Source organism: Cryobacterium levicorallinum (assembly GCF_004402405.1).
In the GTDB taxonomy this organism is placed as follows: Bacteria; Actinomycetota; Actinomycetes; order Actinomycetales; family Microbacteriaceae; genus Cryobacterium; species Cryobacterium levicorallinum.
On the sequence record NZ_SOFE01000004.1, the window covers coordinates 89,573 to 113,433 of the forward strand.

General features: G+C 66.6%; 19 protein-coding genes. 4 read left to right on the top strand and 15 right to left on the bottom strand.

Annotated elements, in window-relative coordinates:
* Window positions 1-35: 35 nt before the first annotated feature.
* The 7 genes from mnhG to E3O11_RS02645 all read right to left on the bottom strand — a co-directional run bounded on the left by mnhG (window position 36) and on the right by E3O11_RS02645 (window position 7,744).
* Complete coding sequence (gene mnhG / locus E3O11_RS02615; RefSeq protein WP_092449645.1) at window positions 36-380, bottom strand: monovalent cation/H(+) antiporter subunit G; 345 nt, start codon at window positions 378-380, stop codon at window positions 36-38.
* Window positions 377-646, bottom strand: a complete 270-nt coding sequence (locus tag E3O11_RS02620; RefSeq protein ID WP_233195173.1) for an MrpF/PhaF family protein — start codon at window positions 644-646, stop codon at window positions 377-379. The genes mnhG and E3O11_RS02620 overlap by 4 nt, the downstream gene beginning before the upstream one ends.
* Window positions 643-1,230, bottom strand: a complete 588-nt coding sequence (locus E3O11_RS02625) for a Na+/H+ antiporter subunit E (protein WP_092449643.1) — start codon at window positions 1,228-1,230, stop codon at window positions 643-645. The genes E3O11_RS02620 and E3O11_RS02625 overlap by 4 nt, the downstream gene beginning before the upstream one ends.
* Window positions 1,227-2,834, bottom strand: coding sequence for a Na+/H+ antiporter subunit D (locus E3O11_RS02630; protein WP_092449641.1), 1,608 nt, complete (start codon window positions 2,832-2,834; stop codon window positions 1,227-1,229). Before E3O11_RS02630 ends, E3O11_RS02625 begins: the two co-directional genes overlap by 4 nt.
* Entirely contained in the window at window positions 2,831-3,355 is a 525-nt protein-coding gene (locus E3O11_RS02635) for a sodium:proton antiporter (protein WP_092449639.1), read from the bottom strand. The genes E3O11_RS02630 and E3O11_RS02635 overlap by 4 nt, the downstream gene beginning before the upstream one ends.
* Window positions 3,352-6,354: a Na+/H+ antiporter subunit A gene (locus E3O11_RS02640; RefSeq protein ID WP_092449637.1), complete on the bottom strand. Its 3,003-nt coding sequence runs from the start codon at window positions 6,352-6,354 to the stop codon at window positions 3,352-3,354. The genes E3O11_RS02635 and E3O11_RS02640 overlap by 4 nt, the downstream gene beginning before the upstream one ends.
* Before the next feature lie 142 nt (window positions 6,355-6,496).
* Window positions 6,497-7,744 carry an MFS transporter gene (locus tag E3O11_RS02645; RefSeq protein WP_092449635.1) on the bottom strand — a complete coding sequence of 416 codons (1,248 nt, stop codon included), beginning with the start codon at window positions 7,742-7,744 and terminating at the stop codon, window positions 6,497-6,499.
* Window positions 7,745-7,994: 250 nt separating this feature from the next.
* Between E3O11_RS02645 and purU the strand changes: the two genes are divergently transcribed.
* Window positions 7,995-8,849, top strand: coding sequence for a formyltetrahydrofolate deformylase (gene purU, locus E3O11_RS02650; RefSeq protein ID WP_092449632.1), 855 nt, complete (start codon window positions 7,995-7,997; stop codon window positions 8,847-8,849).
* Between the two features lie 157 nt (window positions 8,850-9,006).
* On the top strand, window positions 9,007-9,363 hold the full coding sequence (locus E3O11_RS02655) for a YrdB family protein (RefSeq protein WP_233195169.1): 357 nt from the start codon (window positions 9,007-9,009) through the stop codon (window positions 9,361-9,363).
* A 71-nt stretch (window positions 9,364-9,434) separates the two neighbouring features.
* On the opposite strand, the gene E3O11_RS02660 is transcribed toward E3O11_RS02655, so the two are convergent.
* The 5 genes from E3O11_RS02660 to E3O11_RS02680 all read right to left on the bottom strand — a co-directional run bounded on the left by E3O11_RS02660 (window position 9,435) and on the right by E3O11_RS02680 (window position 17,910).
* Complete coding sequence (locus E3O11_RS02660) at window positions 9,435-10,088, bottom strand: alpha/beta hydrolase (RefSeq protein WP_092449630.1); 654 nt, start codon at window positions 10,086-10,088, stop codon at window positions 9,435-9,437.
* Window positions 10,085-11,098, bottom strand: coding sequence for a ring-cleaving dioxygenase (locus E3O11_RS02665; protein WP_092449628.1), 1,014 nt, complete (start codon window positions 11,096-11,098; stop codon window positions 10,085-10,087). Before E3O11_RS02665 ends, E3O11_RS02660 begins: the two co-directional genes overlap by 4 nt.
* A gap of 218 nt (window positions 11,099-11,316) precedes the next feature.
* Window positions 11,317-12,561: an MFS transporter gene (locus E3O11_RS02670; RefSeq protein ID WP_092449626.1), complete on the bottom strand. Its 1,245-nt coding sequence runs from the start codon at window positions 12,559-12,561 to the stop codon at window positions 11,317-11,319.
* Window positions 12,562-12,679: 118 nt separating this feature from the next.
* On the bottom strand, window positions 12,680-16,372 hold the full coding sequence (locus E3O11_RS02675) for a S8 family serine peptidase (protein WP_241991189.1): 3,693 nt from the start codon (window positions 16,370-16,372) through the stop codon (window positions 12,680-12,682).
* A gap of 323 nt (window positions 16,373-16,695) precedes the next feature.
* On the bottom strand, window positions 16,696-17,910 hold the full coding sequence (locus E3O11_RS02680) for an NADP-dependent isocitrate dehydrogenase (protein ID WP_092449622.1): 1,215 nt from the start codon (window positions 17,908-17,910) through the stop codon (window positions 16,696-16,698).
* Between the two features lie 159 nt (window positions 17,911-18,069).
* Between E3O11_RS02680 and E3O11_RS02685 the strand changes: the two genes are divergently transcribed.
* The gene (locus tag E3O11_RS02685; RefSeq protein WP_092449620.1) at window positions 18,070-18,522 is read left to right on the top strand and encodes a GNAT family N-acetyltransferase; all 453 of its coding nucleotides are present in this window, start codon (window positions 18,070-18,072) and stop codon (window positions 18,520-18,522) included.
* An 8-nt stretch (window positions 18,523-18,530) separates the two neighbouring features.
* A complete protein-coding gene (locus E3O11_RS02690; RefSeq protein WP_373866153.1) occupies window positions 18,531-18,866 on the top strand; it encodes an MGMT family protein in 336 nt (111 codons plus the stop codon).
* Window positions 18,867-19,102: 236 nt separating this feature from the next.
* On the opposite strand, the gene E3O11_RS02695 is transcribed toward E3O11_RS02690, so the two are convergent.
* From E3O11_RS02695 to E3O11_RS02705, 3 genes are all read right to left on the bottom strand, one after another.
* On the bottom strand, window positions 19,103-19,441 hold the full coding sequence (locus E3O11_RS02695) for a hypothetical protein (RefSeq protein WP_092449616.1): 339 nt from the start codon (window positions 19,439-19,441) through the stop codon (window positions 19,103-19,105).
* 461 nt (window positions 19,442-19,902) lie between these two features.
* On the bottom strand, window positions 19,903-21,708 hold the full coding sequence (locus E3O11_RS02700; protein ID WP_092449614.1) for an ABC transporter ATP-binding protein: 1,806 nt from the start codon (window positions 21,706-21,708) through the stop codon (window positions 19,903-19,905).
* Window positions 21,705-23,567, bottom strand: coding sequence for an ABC transporter ATP-binding protein (locus tag E3O11_RS02705; RefSeq protein ID WP_092449612.1), 1,863 nt, complete (start codon window positions 23,565-23,567; stop codon window positions 21,705-21,707). Before E3O11_RS02705 ends, E3O11_RS02700 begins: the two co-directional genes overlap by 4 nt.
* Between the last annotated feature and the right edge of the window lie 294 nt (window positions 23,568-23,861).

A 23,861-nucleotide genomic window follows, 5' to 3' on the forward strand; every position in this document is an offset into this window, starting at 1 on the left:
AGTGCCGCGAGCCACGCTGGGGCGAGCGGGCCGGGTCAGCGGGCAGCGCGGCGATCGCGCAGCTCGTCAACGATGAGCAGGTCGGGCCGCAGGTGCTCGGTCTCGTAGGCGGCCCGACCCACGAGGTGCGCGGCCATCGGCGCGGTCAGCGCCTGAAACACCACGATGGCGACCACGAGGGTGACGGTGCCGACCGAGAAATTGTTGATCGCGACATCCGCTGTCACGGCCATGAGCCCGAAGATCTGCGGCTTGGTCGCGGCGTGCAGTCGAGACAGAACGTCGGGAAAGCGAATCAGCCCTATTCCGGCGGCGAGGCACATCGCAGCGCCGGCGAGCACCAGAATAGCCGTCAGCACGTCGTGCAACAGGGCGCTCATGCGCTGTCCCTGGCCGGCAGAAAGCGGGCGACGCTGAGCGATCCGAGCACCGCGAACAGCGCCAGCACGAGCAGCACCGGCAGGGTGTCGGTGTGCCGGTTGAGCGCCATCTCCGCGGCGAGGGCGCAAATGATCGTCGCGACCAGCACATCGGAGGCGATGACCCGGTCCAGCACGCTCGGGCCGACGACGATACGGTAGACGGCCAGGAGCGCGCCGACCGCGAACATGATCGACGCGACGACGGCCACAATCTGCAACATCATGAGGTTCCCTTCAGGCGAGATGCGCGCCGATCTGCGGGCCGCACCCCGCGCATCCGTTCAACGTCTTCGCTTGAGCCGAACCCGCGCACGATGCGTCGCTCGGTGTCCAGCACCCGGCGGCGAAAACTCTCGATATCGCGAGCGCTCTGCATATTGAGCACGTGCAGGTAGAGGATCGACGATTCCCGGTCGATGTCGACCACGATCGAGCCGGGAACGATCGACGTGGCCACGGCGGTCCAGGTGAGAATGAGGTCGCTGCGGGTGCGCAGTCGAATCTCCAGAATGGCGTTCGACGTGACCAGGCGCGGCTTCACGGCCAGCCAGGACACGTCGATCGAGGCGCGCACAATGTCCAGGATCAGTCGCACGAAGAATACGACGGTGTGCAGCGGATGCAGCCGCCCACTCAGCTGCACCGGCACCAGATAAAACGCCACGGTAACGACGATGCCAACGACGAGCGCGATGAGCAGATTGAGCCAGGAGAATTCGCCCCAGAGCAGCATCCACAGCACGATCAGGGCGATCAACGGCGGAATCTGGTTGCCGACGGCGCCCCGCCGTTCGCGCGGCGTGGTCATCGGGAACCCCCCTCGAAGTTGGTGCCCACGTTGCTATCTTCGATTGAACCGGTACCGTTCGGGAACACGGCATCAATGTAGGTCGACGGATAGCTGATATTGGCGGCAGCTCGGGTGGCCAGGGCGAAGATCGGCCCGGCGAACACCGTCAGCCCCAGGGTCAGCACGAGCATGGAGGAGGTCGCGCCGACCATGAGCGGCGAGATCGTCTTCTTCAGCACGAGCCCAGCGTCCTGCGGGTCTTCCACGAGCTGCGCCGACATTGACGAGGTGTAGTCCTTCACCTGTTTCTTCGGCCGCCAGAACGCCAGGTTCCAAGCCCGGGCGAGGGCGTAGAGGGTCAGCAGCGAGGTGAGCGCGCCGACCCCGATCAGCACGTAGATGAGCGGGTCGGCCACGATCGTGCCGGCCTGAAACAGGGCGATCTTGCCGAGAAAACCGGAGAACGGCGGGATTCCGCCGAGGTTGAGCGCGCCGAGAAAGAACAAAATGGCCACCAGCGGCGACGATTTCAGCAGCCCGCCGAGCCGCGACAGCGAGGTGGTTCCGCCGACCCGATCGATCAGCCCGGCGGCCAGAAACAGGGTCGTCTGCACGGTGATGTGGTGCACGACGTAGAAGATGGTCGCGGCGATGGCGAGCGGGGTGCCGATCGCGATCCCGAACAGCATGTAGCCGATGTGACTGACCAGGGTGAACGACAGCAGCCGTTTGATATCGGCCTGGGCGAGCGCGCCCAAAATGCCCACCAGCAGGGTCAGCGCGGCGACGACCATGAGCGGCGTCGAGAACTGGTTGTCGGGAAAGAACAGCGTCTGGGTGCGCAGAATCGCGTACACCCCGACCTTGGTGAGCAGCCCGGCGAAGACCGCCGTGACCGGGGCGGGCGCGGTCGGGTAGGAGTCCGGCAGCCAGAACGACATCGGAAAGACCGCGGCCTTCACCCCGAAGGCGATCAGCAGCAACAGACCGAGAATCAGCTGAATATCGGCGGGGAGATCGGGCATCCGCTCGGCGATGAGGGCGAGGGTGACCGTGCCGGTGGCGCCGTAGATGAGAGCGATCGCACTGAGGAACAGCAGGGACGACACCAGGCTCACCACGATGTAGGTGATACCCACCCGGATGCGCGCTCCCGTACCGCCAAGGGTCAGCAGCACATAGCTGGCCGAGAGCAGCATCTCGAAACCGACGTACATGGTGAACAGGTCGCCGGCGACGAAGGCGTTGAACAGGCCGGCGGCCAGCACGAGGTAGGTCGGGTGAAAGATCGAGACGGGCGTTTCGAGGTCACCGTCGATGATGCCCTGGCCGACGGCGAACAGCAGCACGCCGAGCAGCATGAGCGCCGAGATGAGCAGCATGATCGCCGACAGTCGGTCGACGACGAGCACGATGCCCCACGGCGCGTCCCAGCCGCCGACCTGCACCACGGCCGGTCCGTGCCGGTCGACTAGGACCAGCAGTACGGCGCTCATCACGGTCGCCGCCCCGAGGCTGAGAACGCTCACGAGAACCTGCAGGCGGCGGCGCTGGCCGAGCATCAGGGCGACCGCCGCACCGAGCAGCGGCAGGCAGACGATCAGGGGAACCAGGGCGGTCATCGCGCGTTCCTCTCGTCTGAAGCGGATGCGCCGGCGCGGCCGGCAGCATCCGCTTTCGACGTGTCTTCATCGCTGGTGGCGCCGTCGCCGCGCTCGAACTCGTCGATGGACTCGGCGATGGCGTCGTCATCGTCGGAGGAGGAACGGAAGGTGGCGTCGGCGTCGCCGGCACTTTCGGTGGCGTGCTCGTCGGTAAGGGTGTCGCCCTCGTCGCCGAGCTGGGCCAGCCACCAGGACCGGTAGATGAGGGCGAGCAGCAGCGCGGTGATGCCGAAGTTGATCACGATCGCGGTGAGCATGAGCACCTGCGGAATCGGGTCGACCATGTCCTGAACGCTCGTGCCGGTGACGATCGGCGAGCTGCCGGGACGTCCGCTCATGATGAAGATGAGCAGGTTGGTGGCGTTGCCGACCAGCAGAAATCCGATCAGCACCCGGGTAAGGCTGCGTTCGAGCATGACGTAGACGCCGGCCGCGTACATGACGGCCATGACGATGACGAGGGTGAGGGAGGCGCTCATCGCGTGCCTCCTCCGTTCGGGATCTCGTGCAGGGGATGGATGTTCAGCCCTGCAGCCGTGTCGGTCGAGGGCTCGGCCGGGGCAGCTGTGTCATCGGGCGCGGGCCGCGGGCCGATTTCGTCGTTCTCGCTCTGCCGATCGATCTCGCTGCCGAGGCTGCGCAGAATGTCGTAGGTCAGGCCGATCACGACGAGGTAGACGCCGATATCGAAGATGGTCGAGGTGCCAAAGGACAGGTCACCGAGTACGGGCACTGTGGCGGTGAAGTAGGCCGATTCGAGGGGGATCCCGTCGAAGAACAGCGAGACGACAGCCATGCCCACGGCGAGGATGACGCCGAGGCCGAGGATCTTGCCCGGGTCGATCGGTGCGGCTTCGCTGAGTTCGTAACGCCCCCCGGCAAGGTAGCGAGCCACCAGGGCGAGGCCGGCGAGCAGCCCGCCAGCGAAACCGCCGCCGGGCAGGTTGTGGCCGGCGAAGAGCAGGTAGATCGACACGATCATGGCCGGGTGGAACAGCAATCGCACGAGCACTTCGATCAGGATCGACCGGTTGCGCGGGTCGTTCTTGCGCCCAGCGAGCAGGAACGCCTGCCGGGTGACGGCGTGCCCCTCGCTGGACAGCTCCGGGTCGGCCACGATGCGGCGCCGGTTGGCGCCCGCGCGCAGGCTGCGGGATTCCTTCAGGCGCGGCAGGACCGAGTAGCGGCCGGAGACGAACAGCAGGCTCGCGACACCGGTCGCGACGACGATGAGCACGGACACCTCGCCCATGGTGTCCCAGGCGCGAATGTCGACGAGCATCACGTTGACGATATTGTCGCCGTGCCCGTCGTCGACCGAGAGGCGCGGCAGGGCTCCGGCGATGCTCGCAAAGTCGCGGGCGCCGAGGGCGATGAAACCGATCGTGCCCATGACCAGGCCGACCAGGCTGCCGATCAGCAGGCGGCGTTTGCGGCGCACCGGTTTGTTGTGCTGGGCGATGTTCGCCGGCAGGCGGCGCAGCACGAGCACGAAGATCACCAGGGTGATCGATTCGACCAGGGCCTGGGTCAGGGCGAGGTCGGGCGCACCATGAAAGGCGAACAGGGCGACGAGGCCGTAGCCGGTGACGCCGGCGAGGATGACCGCGGTCATCCGCTGCCCGACCCGAGCCGCCATCACCGCGCAAATGGCCATGATCAGGGCAATCAATACCTGGCCTGGATAGTCCCAGAGCACGATCGTTTCGGGCCAGGTACGGTTGACGAACGCTGCGAAGCCGAGGGCGACCACGAACACGCTGAGAATCGTGCCGAGGTACTGCGGCAGCCCGCCCTGCTGGGCGAAGTGGGTGACCCGGGCGGCGACCCGGTCGACACTGCGGATGGCCTTACCATAGCCGCGGCTGGCGTCGATAACGTCGGGCACCCTCGCCTGCAATTTCGACACTCCTCGGCGCGCCCGGAACAGCAGCGCACCGAGCAGTAGAACGACGGCGCTGAGATACAGCGCCGGCTCGAACCCGTGCCAGAGCGCGAGATGGTAAGGCGGCTCGGTGATGCTGCCAGCGCCCGGCACGGTGTCGGCGTAGGGCGCGAGCAGCGGGTCGAGCAGCGCGGCGAACAGGCCGAGTCCAATCGTCGCGACGGTGAGCACGCCGGGGGCGAGCAGGGTGTCCCACGGGCTCGCGTGCAGCACGGTGTCCGGCTGTTCCCTGCGCGTTCCAAACGCACCCCAGAAGAAACGGATGCTGTAGGCCACCGTCAGCACGGATCCAACGGCCGTACCGATGAGGGCCGCGTAGCCCCAGCCGGATCCCCCGACGCCGGCATCGAACAGCGAGGTGAAGACGGCTTCCTTGGCGACGAAACCGAACAACGGGGGCAGCCCGGCCATCGACGCGACGGCGACGAGCGCGATCAGCGCGAGCGCCGGGGCGCTGCGGCCGACGCCGCTCAGTTTGCGCCAGTCCCGGGTGCCGGCGCGGTGGTCGATCACGCCGACGACGAGAAAGAGGGTGGCCTTGTAGAGGGCGTGCGCGAGCAGCAGGGCGGCCCCGGCGAGCGCGGTGTCGCGGGTATTGAATCCGATCGCGATCATGAGAAAGCCGAGCTGGCTGACCGTGCCATAGGCGAGCAGCAGCTTGAGGTCGTACTGGCGCAGCGCACGCCAGGCCCCGACGACCATGGTCCAGACGCCAAGCGTGACCAGCACCGGCAGCCAGCCAGCGCTGTCGGCGTAGCCGGGAGCGAGCCGGGCGACGATGTAGATGCCGGCCTTGACCATCGCGGCGGCGTGCAGATAGGCGCTGACCGGGGTGGGTGCGGCCATCGCGGCGGGCAGCCAGAAGTGGAACGGCACGAGCGCACTCTTGGAGAGCGCCCCGACCAGGATGAGCAGAATCGCCCAGGTACCCATCGTGCTGGTCACCGGGTTGGCGACGATATAGGCCAGGCTCGTGGTGCCGGAGGCGACCGAGATCATCACGACGCCCACGAGCATGACCAGGCCGCCGAAGGTCGTCACGATCAGGGCTTGCAGGGCAGCGCCGCGACTCTCCCGTTTATGGGTGTAATGCCCGATCAGCAGGTAGGAGAGCACGCTGGTGATCTCCCAGAACATGAACATGATCACCAGGTCGTCTGCGGTGACCAGGCCGTACATGGTGCCGGCGAAGGCCAGCAGCAGCGCCGCGAACCGGCCGAGACTCGGTTCGTCGTCGGTAAAGTAACGCGCGCAATAGATCAGTACGAGGGCACCGACGCCGGTGACCACGAGGGCGAGCAGCCAGGCCAGGGTATCGACCCGTAAGGAGAGGCTGATGCCGAGCTGCGGAATCCACGGAATGGACTGGGTCACGGCCCCACCCGCGGTGACCGTGGCGGTCTGGGTGAGCGTGTAGGCAAACGCTCCGGCCGGCAGCAGGGCGATCAGGTAGAAGACGCGGGTGCCGACGCGCCGGGTGAGCCACGGCGTGAGCACCGAGAGAACGACAAACGCGAGGAGGAATTGAACCATGCGGCCTCCAGGCTTGTCAGGTCGGGGTGTGAAGGTCTAGTCTACCCGCCGACAAGGGACGGTCTGCCGTCGGCGCCGCAAACGTGCAGCGGTCGCCTCCGGTGCGGTCCCCGTCCTGCACGAAGTCAGAGTGATGAAAACGTCAGGAGCGGCGGCTGCCGACCAGGTCGGTGACGACCACGAGCGTGAGCGCGACGACGAGCAAACCCACGTAGACCAGCGGCACGAACTCGAGCCCGACGGTCTCGATCAGCACCGCGCCGAGCAGCGCGCCGCCACCGATTCCAGCGTTGAATGCGGTGGTATAGAAGGCGGAGGCGGTGTCGCGAATCTCCGGGGACGCAGCGTGCAGCATTCGGGTCTGCATCAACGGTGGCAAGGTTCCGAAGGCCATTCCCCAGAGCACGAAAGCGGCGAGTGCGACCGGCAGAGTGGCACTGAACAGGGCGAGCAGGGTGACGCTCACAGCGCTGGCCGCCAGACCGAGCACGAGGCCGAGCGTCGGACGCGGACCAAAGACGGTGCCGACGAGCAGCAGCCCGATCGCCCCGGCGACACCGTAGGCGAAGAGCAGCGGTGCCAGCTGGCTCGCGGCGACGCCGAGACCGTCGAGCAGAAACGGCGCGATGTAGGTGTAGAAGCTGTAGTGGCCGACCATGGTGATGCCGGTGATGAAGCAGATCAGCACGACAGCGGGAATGGTTGCGTCGCGGCGACCGCCCTGGGGAGCGGATGCGGCGGCATCCGTTGTGGACGTGCTTGTGGAATGCCGGGCGACCGGGGGCAGGAACTTCCAGACCAGGGCGGCGCCGATCAGCATGAGCACGCCGAGGGCGACGAAGGAGAGGCGCCAACCGAGCAGGTGGCCGGCCGCGGTACCGAGCGGCACACCGAACACGAAGGCGAGCGTTCCGCCAGCGACGGTGATCGACACGGCGCGGCCGATTTGCGCCTTGGGCACGAGGTGGGCGGCGTAGGCACCGACCACCGACCAGAACAGGCCGTGGGCGACGCCGCCAAGCACCCGCGCCGCGACGACCAGCTCGTAGGTCGGCGCGATGGCGGTGAGCACGCTACTGAGCGCGAAGATGACGAGCACGATGATGATGAGTCCGTGCCGCGGAAACCGGCGGGTCAGGATCGCGACGGGCGCGCTCGTGACGACGACGGTGAACGCAAACCACGACACGAGCAGGCCAATCTGGCTCTCGGTGACGTTCAGGCTCTCGCTCATCTCCGGCAGCAGGCCGGTCGGCAGCATCTCGGAGGTGACCGACAGAAAAACGGCGGCGGCGAGGGTGATCAGGCCAACCCAGGGGAACGGCTGCGTGGCCTTCGCGGCAGGGGTGCGCGGCACGGTGGGCAGAAAGATGTTGGCGGTATTGGTCATGGATGCACTCATACTGGTGGCTCGGCGGGCGTCCGGTCGTTCGCACCGGAGCCGGCTGCGCGCCGACGTGCGCGCCCGGGGCCGGCTTGTTCAGCGCGACCACGTCGAGTGTACCGGACGGTGCCGGCGGGTCAACTGGGCGGGAAGGCGGCCAGTGCGTCGGGATCGAGCATGGCTCGGGCACACTCGATCGCTCGGGCCGGGGCTGCAGGTCAGCAGCATCCGCTCGCCGGCCCGGTATTCTGGTCGGATGACTTCTCCGCATCACTGGGTAATCACGCTGGTCTGTGCCGATCAGCCCGGAATCGTGCACGCCGTCACCGGCGCGATCGTGCAGGCGCACGGCAATATCTCGGAGAGCCAGCAATTCTCCAACGCCGACACCGGACGATTTTTCATCCGCCTGCAGGTGCAGTCCCCGGTGACCCGACCCGAACTCGAGGCGGCGCTCGCCCCGGTGATCGAGCGCTATGCGATGGCGTCGATCGTCGATGTCGTGGGGCGCCCGCTGCGCACGCTCGTGCTCGCGTCCTCGGCCGGGCACTGCGTCAATGATCTGCTGTTTCGCCAGCGCGGCGGCCAGCTTCCGGTGGAGATTCCGCTCGTTCTGAGCAATCACGGCACCCTGCGCGACCTGGTCGGGTTCTATGGCGTGCCGTTCGAATCACTGCCCATAACGGATGCGGCCAGCAAGGCCGACTTTGAAACTCGCGTCATCGAGGCGGTCGACGAACTCGATATCGAACTCGTCGTGCTCGCCCGCTACATGCAGATCCTCTCGCCGGAGCTGTGCGCACGGCTGGGCGGGCGCGCCATCAACATTCACCACTCATTTCTGCCCGGTTTCAAGGGTGCCAACCCGTACCGCCAGGCGCATGCCCGCGGCGTCAAGCTCATCGGCGCGACCGCACACTTCGTGACCGGCGACCTCGACGAAGGACCGATCATCGAGCAAAACGTCGTGCGCGTCGACCACTCTCGCACTCCGGCCGAGCTGGTGTCGATCGGGCAGGACGAGGAGAGCCGCACGCTGACCCAGGCGGTGAAGTGGTTCGCCGAGAACCGGGTGCTGCTCGACGGTGCCCGCACGATCATCTTCAAGTAGCCGGGGACGGGGCCCAGGCCCGGCCCGGCCTGAACCACCCAGCACCCTCGCGCGGCCCGGGCCCACCTTACGGTCCGGGGCCCATGATCTATCGTGGGTCCGCTTTCCGGGCCCGGGCCCGGAAAGCGACGGCACGACGGATCGGTAAGATTGACGAGTGACAGACACGCGCGCCCTGCCGAAAATCGGCCCCAACGACATGCTCCGGTTCGTGCTCGAACTCTTCGCCTTCATCAGCCTCGGCATCTGGGGCTTCCTGGCCTGGCCGCTTCCCTGGCCCGGGGTGCTGGTCGGACTCGCCGCCCCCGCCTTCGCCATTTTGGTTTGGGCACTGTTCCGCTCCCCCAAGGCGGTGTTCCGCCTCGACCCGTTCGGCAAGGCCTTCATCGAAATCGCCATCTTCGGCGCGGCCGCGATCGCCTGGTGGGACCTCGGATTCCCCATCATCACGGTGATCTTCGCCGTCGTCGCGACGGTCAGCGGCGTCATCTCCGGTCGCACAGAACTCCGCTAACCCGTTGCGCGAGAGCGCAAAAAGTGCCCGATTGAACGTGTCAAACGGGCACTTTTTGCGCTCTCGCGGGGCTAGGCCAACCAGGCCACCGCGGCGGCGACATCCGTTTCGGTGATGCCGTGGCCACCGGGGCGCAGCTCCGACTGCACCTTTGCACCGCGCTCCTCGAGCATGGTCGCGAGCTTCTGCACACTGCCGAGCGGAGCCATCGGGTCGGTTCGACCGTTCAGTAGCAACACAGCGGATGCGCTCAGATCTCCGGCAGCGACCCGCGCGTCGATCCCTCGGTCGGCGTCGAGCGAGGGGGCGAGCGGATGCATGCCGGAGAACGCAATCACGCGAGGCAGCACCGCCGGGTGCAGAAGCGCCGTCGCCAGGGCAATATTGGCGCCGTTGGAAAAGCCGACGGCAACAATCGGCCGGTCGCCGAGCGCGTAGGTGGCGCGCGCCCAGGTCAGAAACGCGGCGAGGTCGTCAGCGCGTCGGGCCACGTCCGCGGTGTCGAACACACCCTCGGACAGTCGCCGGAACCAACGATTCATGCCGTTCTCCTGCACCCGACCGCGCGGGGCGAGTATCGCAGCGGTGGGATCGAGCGCGCTGGCGAGCCCGGCGATCTCCTGCTCGTTGCCCCCGGTCCCGTGCAACATCAGCAGCACGCGGGCGTCGTCCGATCCCGGGCGAAACAGGTGCGGCCACTCGGCCTGCGGCATCGCGTCGCTCATTCGGTGACCGAGGCGGCGACCGGCGCGGCGACCGGCGCTGGAGCATCCACTACCCCCGGGTTGTTCTCGGGCGGCAGCACGATCGGCGCCACCGCGTTCTCGATGGCCTCGCGGCTCGGCTCGAGCCACGGCGGCAGCTTGAGCGAGCGACCAAGCTCGAGCAGCGGCTCGTCGATGTCGAAGCCGGGGGTGTCGGTGGCGAGTTCGAACAACACGCCGCCGGGTTCGCGAAAGTAGATCGAGGTGAAGTACTGGCGGTCCAGGATAGCGGTCACGCCGTAACCGCGGTCGGCGAGCTGTTCACGCCATTCGGCCTGGGTGGCGCGGTCCGGCACCCGGAAGGCCACGTGGTGCACGCTGCCGCCGGCGGTCAGGCCGGGGGTTCCGGAGGGGTCGGCGAGCACGTCGACGAGGTTTCCGGGCGCGCCATCGCCGGCACCAACGCGAGTGCGGCCATCCGTTTCAGAGATGACGTGCATGCCGAGGTCGTCCGTGAGCACCTGAACGGTCTTCGCCGGGTCGGCGACGGTGAGCACCGACGAGTGCTGCCCACGCACCGCGAATTCAGCGGGAACGGATGCGGAATCCCAGGGATTGCGCGGATCCACCGTTGAGGATGCCACCAGGTCGAGCTGAAGCCCGTCGGGGTCTCGCAGCGAGAGCCGCTCCTCGTGGGACGAGCGCCCGGTCACGGCGGATTCCACACCGAGCTTGGCGAAATGGTCCTTCCACCAGCCGATGCTGCCGGCCGGAACGGAGAACGCGGTCGTGGTCGACTGGCCGGCGCCGGTGTGGCCGCTGCGAATGCCGGTCCAGGGAAAGAAGGTGAGCAGCGAGCCGGGCCGGCCGGAATCGTCGCCGTAGTACAGGTGGTAGGTGCCCGGGTCGTCGAAGTTGACGGTTTTCTTGACGAGACGAAGTCCCAGCCCGGTCACGTAGAAGTCGATGTTGCGTTGTGGGGCACCGGCAATCGCGGTGACGTGGTGCAGTCCGGTGGTCTGTACGGTCATGAGGTCCTCCTAGCGAGTTTGATATTCATGCAAACGCATGAACTTGCCGCGGTATTCCCAACCCGACCACTCACGCGCGCTTTCCTGTGGCTATTTCGGGACATCGGCCACCGCCGCCCTGCGGGCGCCCCGCAATCATGCGGAAGTTCGGCGTACGGCATTGGCCTGTCCTGAATAAGCCACGCGCGCGCGACCGACCTGACGCCGCCCCATCGGACTCAGGCGGCGACGCGACGCTCGGACGGCATCCGCAGCGCATAGGCGGCGGCGATCAGCAGGAACACGGCGCCGACGGCAAATCCGGCCGAGAACGAAAAAGCGTCGACGAGCAGGCCGGCAACCAGCGGACCGACGATCGCACCGGCATCCGCGCACATGGAGAACACCGAGACCGGGCGGCCCCCGCGCGCCCCGGCCGCATCGCCGACCGCCGCGGCGGGAGCGGTGCCCATGAAGGCGGCGGCGACCCCGTAGACGCAGAGCAGACCGCCGAGCACCCAGATGTTCGGCGCAAACGAGATGGCAACGATCGCGAGCCCGGCCACAGTGAATGCCCCAATAATGGCAGGTTTGCGGCCGACGGTGTCGACAAACCGGGCAGCCGGCGCAAGAGCGAGCGCCTGGGCGACGGCTGCGGCAGCCAACGCGATCCCGGTCCACGAACTCGTCCCCCCGAGCACGACGACCACGAACAGTGGAATGAGGGTGGTGCGCACCCCGAGCGAGGTCCAGCCCTGCGCGAAATTCGCGAGGCAGGCCGCGCGAAAGCGCTCGTCCCGCAGCACGGTGCGAAACGGCGTGCGCACAGCGGATGCGTCGGCGCTGGCCAGCGCGCTGCCCCGGCCGCCCGAGCGCAACAGGAACAGCCCGACCAGGCCGGCCACGGTGAGGGTTCCGGCGTAGAAGAAGAAGGGTGCGGTCAGCGAGATGGTCGCGAGCAGACTTCCGATCGCCGGGCCGGCCATGCCGCCGATGAGGAATCCGCCCTGGTAGAAGCCGATCGCGCGGGCCCGGCGGCCCGGTTCGGCCGTGCGCAGCAACAGCGTCATGGCCGACACGGAGAACATGGCGGAGCCGATGCCGCCGGCCCCGCGCAGCAGCAACAGTTGCAGGTAGCTGTCGGCCGCCCCGACCAGTCCGCTCGAGAGTGCGACAATGCCGATTCCGACGGCGAGCACGGTTCGTTCCCCGGCCCAGTCGATCAGGCGACCACAGGCGGGGCTGAACACGAACCGCATGAGAGCGAAGGCCGAGACGACCGCGCCGACCTCGAGGTTGCCGACACCGAAGCTCTGCACGTAGACCGGCAGCACCGGTACGACGACGCCGAAGCCCACCATCACGAAGAAGGCGATGACGCCGAGCACGATCACGTCGCGGTTCAGCCGCGGTTTCGGGCTGACGCCCGGTTCGGGTACAGCGGATGCCCGGAGTCGCCCCCGCACCCATCCCGCCAGTCGCATCCCTACAGCCTAAACTGCCAAGCCTCGCAACCCGTTCCCGGCCCGGGCCCACCTTATGAAACCGGGCCCGGGCCCCGTCCAGAGTGCGGTCAGGGACCGGGCACCACTGCCGCGGGGGCTACCGCACGATCAGTAGCGAGCGCGACGCGCTCTTCGCGGCCGCGACCAGGTCGTTGCCGGCATACTGCCCGGCGACCTTGTAGAGGCCACGGCTGAGCTTCGGCAGCGTCACGCTGCCGCGACCGTTCTCATCGAGCGCCACCGTGAAGCGGCGCGTGTCGACCGTGATGGTGGCAGTGTCGCCCACTTCACCCTTGCTGGTGACCGTGATCGACGCGGTGACGCGACTGGAGAAGAACACGGCTCGGTGGTTGAGGCTCACCGCAACCTTCGCGGCGTACTTCAGCACGACCCCGGCCGAGGTCGCCGCTACGCTGGGCCCGTCCGGCACCGACGCAGTGACCAGCACGGTCAGTGTCGTTCCGGCGAGCGCCGCCGTAGGCTTGAACGTCGCCGAGGTCGCGCCGGCGATGTCGACTCCGTCGCTCTGCCATTGGAAGCCGAAGGTCAAACCCGCGGTGGTCCACTGGCCGGGGTCAGCCGTCAGCACCGAACCGATCTCGGGCGTGCCCGAAATGCTCGGCGCCACCGTGTTCAGTACCGGTTCGCTGCCTTCGCTCGCCGCGATGGCGAGAACCGTTGACGCCGAGCTGTCGCCATAGTCGACCACGCCCAGATACGGCGTGTTCGGCACCAGACCGGCCCAGCTCAGCGCGTACGTGATTGGCACACCCTGCGGCCCCTGAATCGTCGGCGGCGTCGCCGCGAACCCGTTCGTGGGCTCGCCAGACGAAACCGCGAACGTGTTCACGTCAAACGTGGTCGTGCCCGAGAAGACGTCCACGATGACCTGATAGAAGCCAGCCTCCGGGTCGCTCAGGTCGACATGCTCATCGGCGGACCCGGTGGCCGACTGCCAGCCGGCGATCGGGTTGCCACCCGGGCCGTCGAGCAGCAGCACGAACAGGTCGAGGTCGGAAGCATCATCCACGGCGTTCAGGTCGAACCGTGCCAGCCGGTCGCCCTGAATCTCTACCTCGTAGGCGAACTGGTCGCCGGTCGTGCCCGCATCGGTGTGCGGGCTGGACGGGTCGTCGGCGTTGTTCTGGTGCACCCCCTTGGCCAGGCCGCTGAGGTTCAGCGCCACCGGCTCCGACCCGCCGGGGGCGACGGTCACATCGACCGTGCCGTCCACGCCGGCGCCAGCCACCTCGGTCGGGGCAATGACGGTGACCGGACGAACCGCGATCGGGCTGTGCACGATGGAGAAGAAGTCGCCAGGGTCACCCGAGCCGCCATCGCCGTAACCCCAGTCCAGCGAGCCGGTGGCGAAGACGTCGAGCGGGGCATCCGTTCTGGTGAACGTCACCGTGTAGCTCTGCGTCTCACCGACACTCGTGAACGTCATCTCGGTTGGAGAAACGACCGCATCGATGCCGCCAATCTCGATCGGAGTGGCGGTGTAGGTGCCGACCTGGACGGCCGTCACCGTGCGGGTGATCGTCTCCGGCGCCGTGAGAGCACCGATCTGGATCGACGCCAGGTTCAGGTTGCTCGGGTCTATCGGTGCAACGCCGGCATCGAACCCGATCCCCTGCAGGTAGGCCAGCCAATCGGCCGGACCACTCTGGTAGATCAACCCCGGAAAGTCCATTGCCGACGGGGTGACTTCTCCGGCACCCTGCGCGAACGGGTCGGTCACGCGCACACCGGCGGAATCGACGGTGTCCAGCGCGGTCGTCATCATGACCGACTTGATCTCGGCGGGCGTCGCGAGCGGCCGCACCCCGAGATAGAGCGCGGCCAGGCCGGCGATGTGCGGGCTGGCCATCGAGGTGCCCGAGAGGAACTGGAACGTCGGGTTTTCCCCAGCCGCGTTGGCACCGTCGGCGAGAATTCCCACGCCGGGGGCCGCGATATCGGGCTTGAGCAGGTCACCGCCGTCGGCCAGCAACGGTCCACGCGAGGAGAATCCGGCAACCTGCGGCACCGGAGTCTGCTCGGCCGTCGTGTTGTCCGGAGTGAACGTGACCGTCGCACCGCCGGTCGCCGCGTAGGCGAAGATCGGGTCGAAGGCTGGCGCATCCAGGTGGATGCTCGGCACCGAGTGCTCGTCCGGGTCGACGTCGAGCGGGGTGCGGTTGACCAGCACCATTCCGCTGCCGCCGGCCCGCAGGACCTCGGCCGATTTGGCGACCCGGTCGTAGACGCCGCGCTCACAGAACACGATCGCGCCGGCCACCTTCGCAGTATCGAGCGAGTTCGGCGCGCAGAGCAGCGCGTCGGCCGGCTCGAAACCGTCGACCGACACGAGATCGGCCCGCACCAGGGAACCCGACAGCGGCGTCGCTCCCGGCTTACGGTCCACGGTGATCGACGCTCCGGCGTAGGCCGAACCGTTGCCAAGGGTGGCCGTGGCTTCGAAGGCCGGAATGGTGCTCGCCGCGACCGTGGTGATCCACGGGGCGACGTTGTCGACGGTCGACGGGCCAGGGCCGGCGTTTCCAGCGGATGCCGCCACAAAGATTCCCGCCGCCGCAGCTCCCAGAAATGCTTGGTCAAACGGTGAAAACGTGGTTTGAGCCGGGCTGCCGCCGATTGAGAAGTTGATCACGTCGACACCATCGGCGATCGCCTGGTCGAGGGCTGCCAGAATGTCGGAGCCGGCGCAGCCGTCATCATCCGCTGTCGTGGCATCGGGGCCGGACCAGCACACCTTGTAGGCCGCGATTTTGGCGGCCGGAGCGACACCCGAGATGGAACCGAAGTCGACGCCGTTGACGTTGGCGGCGACCTCGAAGTTGCCGCCGGCGGTGCTCGCCGTGTGCGAACCATGCCCGTCGCCGTCGCGCGGGGAGACGTACTCGCCGGTCGCGGCCGTGCCGATCTGGTCGGCGCCGAACCCGTCGAGGTAGTACCGCGCACTGACGATCTTGGTGCTGCAGTCGCTCGCAGCGAACTGCTCGCCGGTCTGGCAGGTGCCGGTGAAGGTGCTGCCGTCGGCCTTGTTCATGGTGATCGTGTCACCGTCGAGCCATGGCTCGTCGCCGGGCGTTGTGCCGAGCGCGTCGCCGGCGAATGACGGGTTTTCCGGCGCGATTCCCGAGTCGAGCACCCCGATCACCACGCCCCTGCCGGCTTTGCTCGGGCCACCCAGCTTGGACCAGACCCCGGTCGGGCCGCTCAACTGCAGATAGTCGGTCGACGACTCGGCGGTCATGTGCAGGAGGGTGTCGGGAACCACCGACACCACGTTCTTCTTCGCGGCGAGCGCCGCCGCCTGCTTACCGCTGAGCTCTGCCGAGAATCCGTTGAGCCCGAGCGTGTACGACGCCCCCACCGTGGCGTCAACGGATGCCGCCAGTTCACTCTGCAGGCGAGTCAGGTAGTCCCGGTAAGTTTCGGCCGAGCGACTCTGCGCGTCGAGTTTGGCGCCCAGGCCGGGCATCGTCGCCGAGAACCCGTTGACTCCGCCGCGATACAGGGCGACAGCATCGTCGCTCAGGGTCACAATGTAACGGCCCGCGGTGAAGTCCATCCGCTGCCCGCTGGGCGAGCCGATGCTTCCGGCGAGGCCGGTTGCGGCTGGCGCTGCCAGCGCGGGCGGCGCCCCGCCGACGAGTGTTGATGCGCCCACCAGGGCAATGGTGACGGCGGCGGCGATTGTGGCGCGGCGCCGTGTGCGCGATGTGAACGCTGGCTTCAGCGCAGCATCCGGCGACGACATCGTGCGCCTGAAGAAAGAACTCACGTGGGTGTCCAATCCGATAAGGGTGTGAGGTGGTCTCGTTCCACAACAGAAACAAAAACTGTTCCGATGCACAGTTCGCTCGTGACCGTAGCGCGCTCGGCCACCCCCGGATAGGGGCAGTCCCCAGGTCCCGCAGGCGGGGAGTCTGGGTCAGCTCTGCACGACCTCCGACGTTTCCGCAACGGCCGGCGCACTCGCCGGCTGACGCACCGCCGGCTCACCACCAGCGCGCAGATTCGGGTACCGCAGCGGGTGGGCATCCACTCGTGTACGCAAAAAGGACCCCGACCGAAAACGGTCGAGGTCCTTTGGGCTGGTTCGGGTTACGCCAGGCGGGTCTGCAGGTTCTCAGCGAGCGAGGCGAGGAATTCCTCGGTGGTCTGGTACGTCTGGTCCGGGCCGACCAGGAGTGCGAGGTCCTTGGTCATCTTGCCGCTTTCGACGGTCTTGATGACGACGTCTTCGAGGGTCAGGGCGAACTCAGCCAGGGCCGCGTTATTGTCGAGCTTCGCACGGTGGGACAAGCCGCGGGTCCAGGCGTAGATCGACGCGATCGGGTTGGTCGAGGTGGGCTTGCCGAGCTGGTGCTGGCGGTAGTGACGGGTCACGGTACCGTGGGCTGCCTCGGCCTCGACGATCTTGCCGTCGGGGGTGGAGAGCACGCTGGTCATGAGGCCGAGCGACCCGAAGCCCTGTGCGACGGTGTCGGACTGAACGTCGCCGTCGTAGTTCTTGCAGGCCCAGAGGTAGCCGCCCTCCCACTTCATGGCCGAGGCGACCATGTCGTCGATGAGGCGGTGCTCGTAGCTGAGACCGGCCGCTTCGTACGCCGTCTTGAATTCGGTGTCGAAGATGTCCTGGAAGATGTCTTTGAACCGGCCGTCGTAGGCCTTGAGGATGGTGTTCTTGGTCGAGAGGAACACCGGCACGTTGCGCTCGAGGCCATAGCTGAGCGTGGCCCGGGCGAAGTCGGTGATCGACGAGTCGAGGTTGTACATGCCCATGGCGACGCCGTCGCCGGGAGCTTCGAACACCTCGAAGGTCGACGGCTCGCTGCCGTCCTGCGGGGTGAAGGTCATGCTGAGCGTGCCCTTGCCCTTGAAACGAAAGTTGGTGGCCTTGTACTGGTCACCGTAAGCGTGACGGCTGATGATGATCGGCTTGTTCCAACCCGGCACGAGGCGCGGGATATTGGAGATGACGATCGGCTCGCGGAAGATGGTACCGCCGAGGATGTTGCGAATGGTACCGTTCGGCGAGAGCCACATCTTCTTGAGGCCGAATTCTTCAACCCGCGCTTCGTCGGGCGTGATGGTCGCGCACTTCACGCCGACGCCGTGCTTCTGAATGGCGTGGGCCGCGTCGATCGTGATCTGGTCGTTGGTTTCGTCGCGCTTCTGAATGGAGAGATCGTAGTACTCGAGGTCGATATCGAGGTACGGATGAATGAGCGTTTCCTTGATCGCGTGCCAGATGATACGGGTCATCTCGTCGCCATCGAGCTCGACAACTGTTCCCTCAACCTTAATCTTCGACAAAAATATCTCCTCTTTATTCAGTGTGGCCGTCACGACCACCGTCAAGCTTACTAGAGGCCGGCAACTATCTTGACATCGAGATAAATTTGCGAGATGAATTGCGGGGGTCAAACGCCCTCTCGACTACCGGCTACCCCGGACGCACGTTAGCCTGAACACATGGGTGAGCTGAAGCTGGAAGAATTATCTGCACGAAACATCGTCGCGGCCAACAATCTGAGCCTCAAGCCTGGCCAGGAACAATTCATTGCACCGGTCTCGTATTCGGTCGCCGCCTCGGTGATCAACCCGGCCACCTCGTGGCAGCGCGTGGTGCTCCTCGACGGCGTCGTCGCTGGTTTCATCCACGGCAACTTCGACCCGAACTCCGAGCACGAAGAATTTCGCGCCTGCATCTGGCGCATCAACGTCAACGCGGAGACCCAGGGCCAGGGCGTCGGCAAGTTCGCCGCGGAAGCCCTCGCCACCGAAGCCCGTGAACGCGGATTCGACCACGTCAACGTTATCTGGGAGCCGGGCACCGACGGCCCGGAGGCCTTCTTCCACCGGCTCGGTTTTGTCGATGTCGGCGAAACCCAGTTCGGCGAGGTCATCGGCTCCCTGCAGCTCTAATTTCTTTAGTGAGTGGGCCCGAGGACTTCGTCTCCCGGGTGCTCGGCGTGGTCGATTCGATCCCGCCGGGTCGGGTGATGACCTACGGCGGCGTGGCCGCGCAGCTCGGTTCCCGCGCCGCCCGTGCCGTCGGCCAGGTAATGGCCCGCTACGGCTCCGACGTGGCCTGGTGGCGGGTGATTCGCGCCAGCGGGCATCCGCCGATCGGTCATGCGGCCCAGGCGCTGCCGCACTACGAGGCCGAGCACACGCCGTTGCTGCGGTCTGCCGCTGCCAGCACCATCGAAGCGGATGCCGCCTACCGCGTCGATTACCGCGCCGCGCGCTGGTCACCGCCCACGTAGCGCGCTCGATTGCCGCGCCGCACGCTCGGCTCAATCACAGCGGTCGCCGCGCACATAACGGTGCCAGGCCCCATTCCTGGCCCGGCACCGGCATCTCGCGCTGAACCTTCAGCCTCGGTCGGTGACGCCCTGCTGCGCGGCCTGGGCACCCTGGATCAGGCAATCACCGCCGAGAAACTCGCCGCCGCCTGGCGGGTACTTCTGATGGAGGTGCCGGGGATGAATACCGAGCAGGCCTACAAACGGGCCAGACAGATGCGCGTCGAGCCAAAGATGCCTCCGGCGATCTCACCTGCGACGATCAGATCAACAAGTGGGTGGCTGCGGTTCGCGCCGACCCACCAGACAAATGTGCTTGCGGCGGCCATTCCGGCCAGCCTTCTTTGCCACCACCCCACAGTGACAGCAACGAGCTGAGCGTCGGGAACGTGAACCACGAGCCGCGAAATGCGGTGCGCCAGTTTGCCCAGCATTCCGTCGCTCGCAGCAGCAGCCGCCGCCGCCGCAACAATTGCGATGGCCACCCGTGTGCACGTCGTCAAATTGGTTAAATCGATCAACGAGAAAGTGCTCATATCTGTATGTCTATGTATGAAGTTATGTCGTGTCTAGCTAATACAAACTTCAGGACATAATCGTCATGTCGCCAGACGCATCTCCGAACCCCATGAATACCTCGGCCTCCTGCCCGACGAGTCCCGCCCTGCTCGACTACACAAATTGCCCGGCTTCGCGAGGCGCGGGAGCCCTGGCCGGACCCGAAGTCCCGCGCACTGGCTCAACTGCCGCGCAGCGTTCTCGACCGCCACCGCTGTGGTCTCGAAAGTCCCGCACAGTGGCGCATCTCCAGGGCAGCGCGTCGCAGCGCGCCATCGCCGAGCGGATGCCCACTGCCCGATTTCCCGTGCACTGGCGCAAGTCCCGCGCAATGGCGCAAGTCCCGCGCATTGGCGCAAGTCCCGCGCATTGGCGCAACCGTAGCGCGGCACAAACTCGTTGGCCGGGGCGACGAGGAGGCTCGTCGCCCCGGAGGCCCTTACACCAGGGAGTCGCGCCAGGCGGCGTGCATCGTCGCGAAGCGGCCGGTCCCCGAGATGAGGTCGTTCGGGGTGCCGTCTTCCACGATGCGGCCGTGTTCCATCACGAGTACCCGGTCGGCGATCGCGACCGTCGACAGCCGGTGCGCGATGATCACGGCCGTGCGATCGGCCAGAAGAGTCTGCAGCGCCTCCTGCACGAGGCGTTCGCTGGGAATGTCGAGCGACGACGTGGCCTCATCGAGGATGAGCACCGCCGGGTTCGCCAGAAAAGCCCGCGCAAACGAAATCAGCTGGCGCTGACCGGCCGACAGCCGCCCGCCGCGTTTGTTCACGTCGGTGTCGTACCCGTTCGGCAGGGTCTCAATGAAGTCGTGAGCACCGACGGCGGCCGCGGCAGCGCGAATTTCTGTCGCCGAAGCATCCGGTTTGCCGATGGCGATATTCTCGGCGACTGAACCACTGAACAGGTAGGCCTCCTGGGTGACCATGACGATCGCCCGGCGCAGGTCCTTGGGGTGCAGGTCGCGCAGGTCGACGTCGTCGAGCCGCACCCGGCCATCCGTTGGATCGTAGAAGCGGCTCATCAACTTGGCGAGGGTGGATTTGCCGGCTCCGGTCGATCCGACCAGGGCGATGGTCTGCCCGGCCGGAATGTCGAGGTCGAAGTGCGGGAGAATCTCCCGATCGACCTGATACGCGAACTGCACATTGTCGAATCGCACCCGCCCGCGAGCCTCCCAGAGGTCGACCGGGGCAACCGGATCGGGCACGCCCGGGCGCTCCTCGAGCACACCCGAGATCTTCTCGAGCGCCGCCGCGGCCGACTGATAGGAGTTGTAGAACATCGCCATCTCCTCCATCGGATCGAAGAACCGGCGGGTGTAGAGCAGCGTCGCGAGCAGCGCGCCGATGGCCAGCTGGCCGTCGGCCACCCGAAATCCGCCGACGAGCAGCACAGCCGCGACCGTCACGTTACCGATCAGCACGAGCCCCGGATCAAACACTCCGAACAGCTGAATCACGCGCGCGTTGACCATGCGGTAGCTTTCGACGAGTTTGCCGAACACCCTTTCGTTGTGCTTTTCGGTGCGAAACGCCTTCACCGCGCGAATGCCGGTCATGGTCTCGACGAAGGTCACGATCAGGCTCGCCGAGGCGACCCGGGACTGTCGAAACAGGCTCTGCGAGCGCACCTGGAACCAGCGGGTGAGAATCACCAGCGGTAGCAGCGCGCCGAGCAGCACGAGTCCGCTGGTGCCGTCGAGCAGCACGAGAGCGATCGCGGTGAACGACATATAGAGGATGCCCTGTACCAGCTGGTTGATGCCCGAGTCAAGCAGCTCCCGAATGGCGTCGAGGTCGCTGGTCTGGCGCGAGATGATGCGGCCCGAGGTGTACGACTCGTGAAACTCCAGGCTGAGCTTCTGGGTGTGCAGGAACACCCGCTTGCGCAGGTCGATCAGCACGGCCTGGCTCACGCGGGCGCTCAACACTGTGTACCAGGCGATGAGCAGCGCGCCGAGCACCCCGGCGACGAGATAGATGGCGCCGGTCGCGGCGAGCGGCATCCAGTCTTGCTTGAGCAATGCGGGCAAGCCTCGGTCGATGCCGAAGGCGATCAGCGCCGGGCCGGACACCTGCGCGGCGGTCGAGACGACCACGACCAGCATGGCAAGCACGACCTTGGCGCGCACCGGAAACAGCAACGAACCAAGCAGCCGCAGCGAACGAGCCCGAATCTGTTTGCTTTCGGCCTTGGTGAAGTCGTGGCGTTCCTCGCCCTTGACGCCGCTGACACTCACAGCGATCCTCCCGCTCGGTTCGATTCTCTGCGTTCTTCGTCTTCGAGGCTGGAGATGACGAAGGTGTAGTGCGGGCTGGTGCGCAGCAGCTCCGAGTGCGTGCCGACCGCAGTGATACGGCCGTTCTCGAGCAGCGCCACCCGGTCGGCGAGCATGACCGTCGACGGACGGTGCGCCACGATGAGCGCCGTGGTGTCGACGAGAACCTCGCGCAGTGCGTTCTCCACGAGCGATTCGGTGTTTACATCGAGCGCCGACAGGGGGTCATCCAAAATCAGAACGGATGGCCGCGCCGCGACCGCGCGCGCCAGCGCCAGGCGCTGCCGTTGCCCGCCGGACAGGCTCATGCCTTCCTCGCCGACCAAGGTGTCCACGCCGAGAGGCAGGTCGTGCACGAAACCGGCCTGCGCGATCTGCAGGGCCTGCGCGAGCGCGGCATCCGCTTCGGGAGTGTTTTCGGACAGGTCGGCACGCCCGAGCAGAACGTTGTCCCGGACGGATGCCGAGAACAACGTCGCATCCTCGAATGCCATGGCCAGGTGGCTGCGCAACTCCTCGCGACTGAGTGCCCTCACGTCGACGCCGTCGAGCGTCACAGCGCCTGCGGTCACGTCGTACAGGCGGGTCGTGAGCGCGGTCAGGGTGCTCTTGCCGGAGCCGGTGAGCCCGACCAGCGCCATGGTCTCCCCCGGTTCGAGCACGAGGTCGATGCCGTCGAGCAGGTCGGGAAAGCGCTCCGGCGAATCCGGGTAGCGAAAGTGCACGTTCTCGAAGGCGAGTCGGCCGAGCGGCGCGGCCAGGGTGGACGGCTTGTCGGGGTCGGTGATCTCGTTCGGGGTGTCGAGAATATCAAAGAATCGGTCGGTTGCGGTGCGCGAGTCGAAGGTCATCGACAGCAGAAACCCGATCGACTCCACCGGAAACCGCAGCACGGTTGCGGTGGCGAAGAACGCCAGCAGTTCGCCGCCGCTGAGGTCGCCCTGGCTGGTGAGCCAGACGCCGGTCACGAGGCAGAGCGCGAACGCCACGTCGGGCACGAGCAGCAACCAGAGCCAAATTCCGGCGATGGCGCGTGCCTTCTCGATCTCGGTTCCGCGCAGGCTTTCCGCCTGCGAGGCGAAGTTCTTCAGCGCAAACGAGCCGCGCCCGAACGCTTTCAGGACGCGAATGCCGTGCACCGACTCCTCGACGGCGGTCGCGAGGTCGCCGGCCTGATCCTGGCTGCGGCGCGCGATCACCGAGTACTTCTCCTCGAAGACGTAGCCGTAGATCCAGATCGGAATGGAACAGACGACGAAGATCACGCCGAGCAGCCAGTGCATCCAGAGCAGAATGGCGACGCCGACGACGATGGTGAGAAAGTTGACGACGAGCAGCACGAGTCCGAACGACACCCAGCGGCGAATGAGGTTGAGGTCGCTCACGGCCCGCGAGAGCAGCTGGCCGCTCGGCCAGCGATCGTGAAAACTTACCGGCAGGTCCTGCAGCCGGGCATAGAGGTGGTTGCGCATGCGCGCCTCGATGTGGGTGCCGGGGGTGAGCACAAACCAGCGGCGCAGGGCGATCATGATGGCCTCGAGCACACCGAGAGCGAGCACGATCCACACGGCTGGCCAGATCTGTGATGCGCTGTCGCCGTTGCCGACCCGGCTCAGCGGGCCGTCCACCAGCCAGGCCAGAACCTGTGGGATGGCCAGGGCTACGAGACCGGCGAGCAGCGCAGCCACCATGCCGAGGTAGATGCGCGGCAGGGCCGGCTTAGCGTAGGGGTAGAGCCGTTGCAGGCTGCGGAACGTGTTGGCCCGGCCTGCGGGGACGTCTGCTTCGGACGGCGGTACGAGTGGAGCGGTGGTGGTCATGGTCCAGTCCTGATGATGATGCGGCTGCGCCCCGCGCCCCCGAATTTCAGAGTGGGCGGTGCAGCGAATGACTGTGGTCGCCAGACCAAACAGTACCGGCGACAGGAAAATTGCAAACGACGACACTTATCGGCGCTACAAACGCGTCAGCGGGGTGCCCAACGGCCGTGATGAGTGGATGCTGACGGGACAAGATCGATGCCGGCGTCGGCACCAGGCCGAGCGCGACAAGAAGGTGGCTAGTCGACGAGGGACGCAGTTGCGGCGGGGACCGGGGCGCCGGCGCCAAAGTGA

Bases quoted from the DNA above. Each gene is read 5' to 3' on its own strand.
- E3O11_RS02645 (WP_092449635.1), bottom strand. From the start codon at position 7,744: ATGACCAATACCGCCAACATCTTTCTGCCCACCGTGCCGCGCACCCCT.
- E3O11_RS02630 (WP_092449641.1), bottom strand. From the start codon at position 2,834: ATGACCGCCCTGGTTCCCCTGATCGTCTGCCTGCCGCTGCTCGGTGCG.
- E3O11_RS02665 (WP_092449628.1), bottom strand. From the start codon at position 11,098: ATGACCGTACAGACCACCGGACTGCACCACGTCACCGCGATTGCCGGT.
- E3O11_RS02705 (WP_092449612.1), bottom strand. From the start codon at position 23,567: ATGACCACCACCGCTCCACTCGTACCGCCGTCCGAAGCAGACGTCCCC.
- E3O11_RS02685 (WP_092449620.1), top strand. From the start codon at position 18,070: ATGGGTGAGCTGAAGCTGGAAGAATTATCTGCACGAAACATCGTCGCG.
- E3O11_RS02660 (WP_092449630.1), bottom strand. From the start codon at position 10,088: ATGAGCGACGCGATGCCGCAGGCCGAGTGGCCGCACCTGTTTCGCCCG.
- purU (WP_092449632.1), top strand. From the start codon at position 7,995: ATGACTTCTCCGCATCACTGGGTAATCACGCTGGTCTGTGCCGATCAG.
- E3O11_RS02670 (WP_092449626.1), bottom strand. From the start codon at position 12,561: ATGCGACTGGCGGGATGGGTGCGGGGGCGACTCCGGGCATCCGCTGTA.
- E3O11_RS02625 (WP_092449643.1), bottom strand. From the start codon at position 1,230: ATGACCACGCCGCGCGAACGGCGGGGCGCCGTCGGCAACCAGATTCCG.
- mnhG (WP_092449645.1), bottom strand. From the start codon at position 380: ATGAGCGCCCTGTTGCACGACGTGCTGACGGCTATTCTGGTGCTCGCC.
- E3O11_RS02695 (WP_092449616.1), bottom strand. From the start codon at position 19,441: ATGAGCACTTTCTCGTTGATCGATTTAACCAATTTGACGACGTGCACA.
- E3O11_RS02620 (WP_233195173.1), bottom strand. From the start codon at position 646: ATGATGTTGCAGATTGTGGCCGTCGTCGCGTCGATCATGTTCGCGGTC.
- E3O11_RS02640 (WP_092449637.1), bottom strand. From the start codon at position 6,354: ATGGTTCAATTCCTCCTCGCGTTTGTCGTTCTCTCGGTGCTCACGCCG.
- E3O11_RS02635 (WP_092449639.1), bottom strand. From the start codon at position 3,355: ATGAGCGCCTCCCTCACCCTCGTCATCGTCATGGCCGTCATGTACGCG.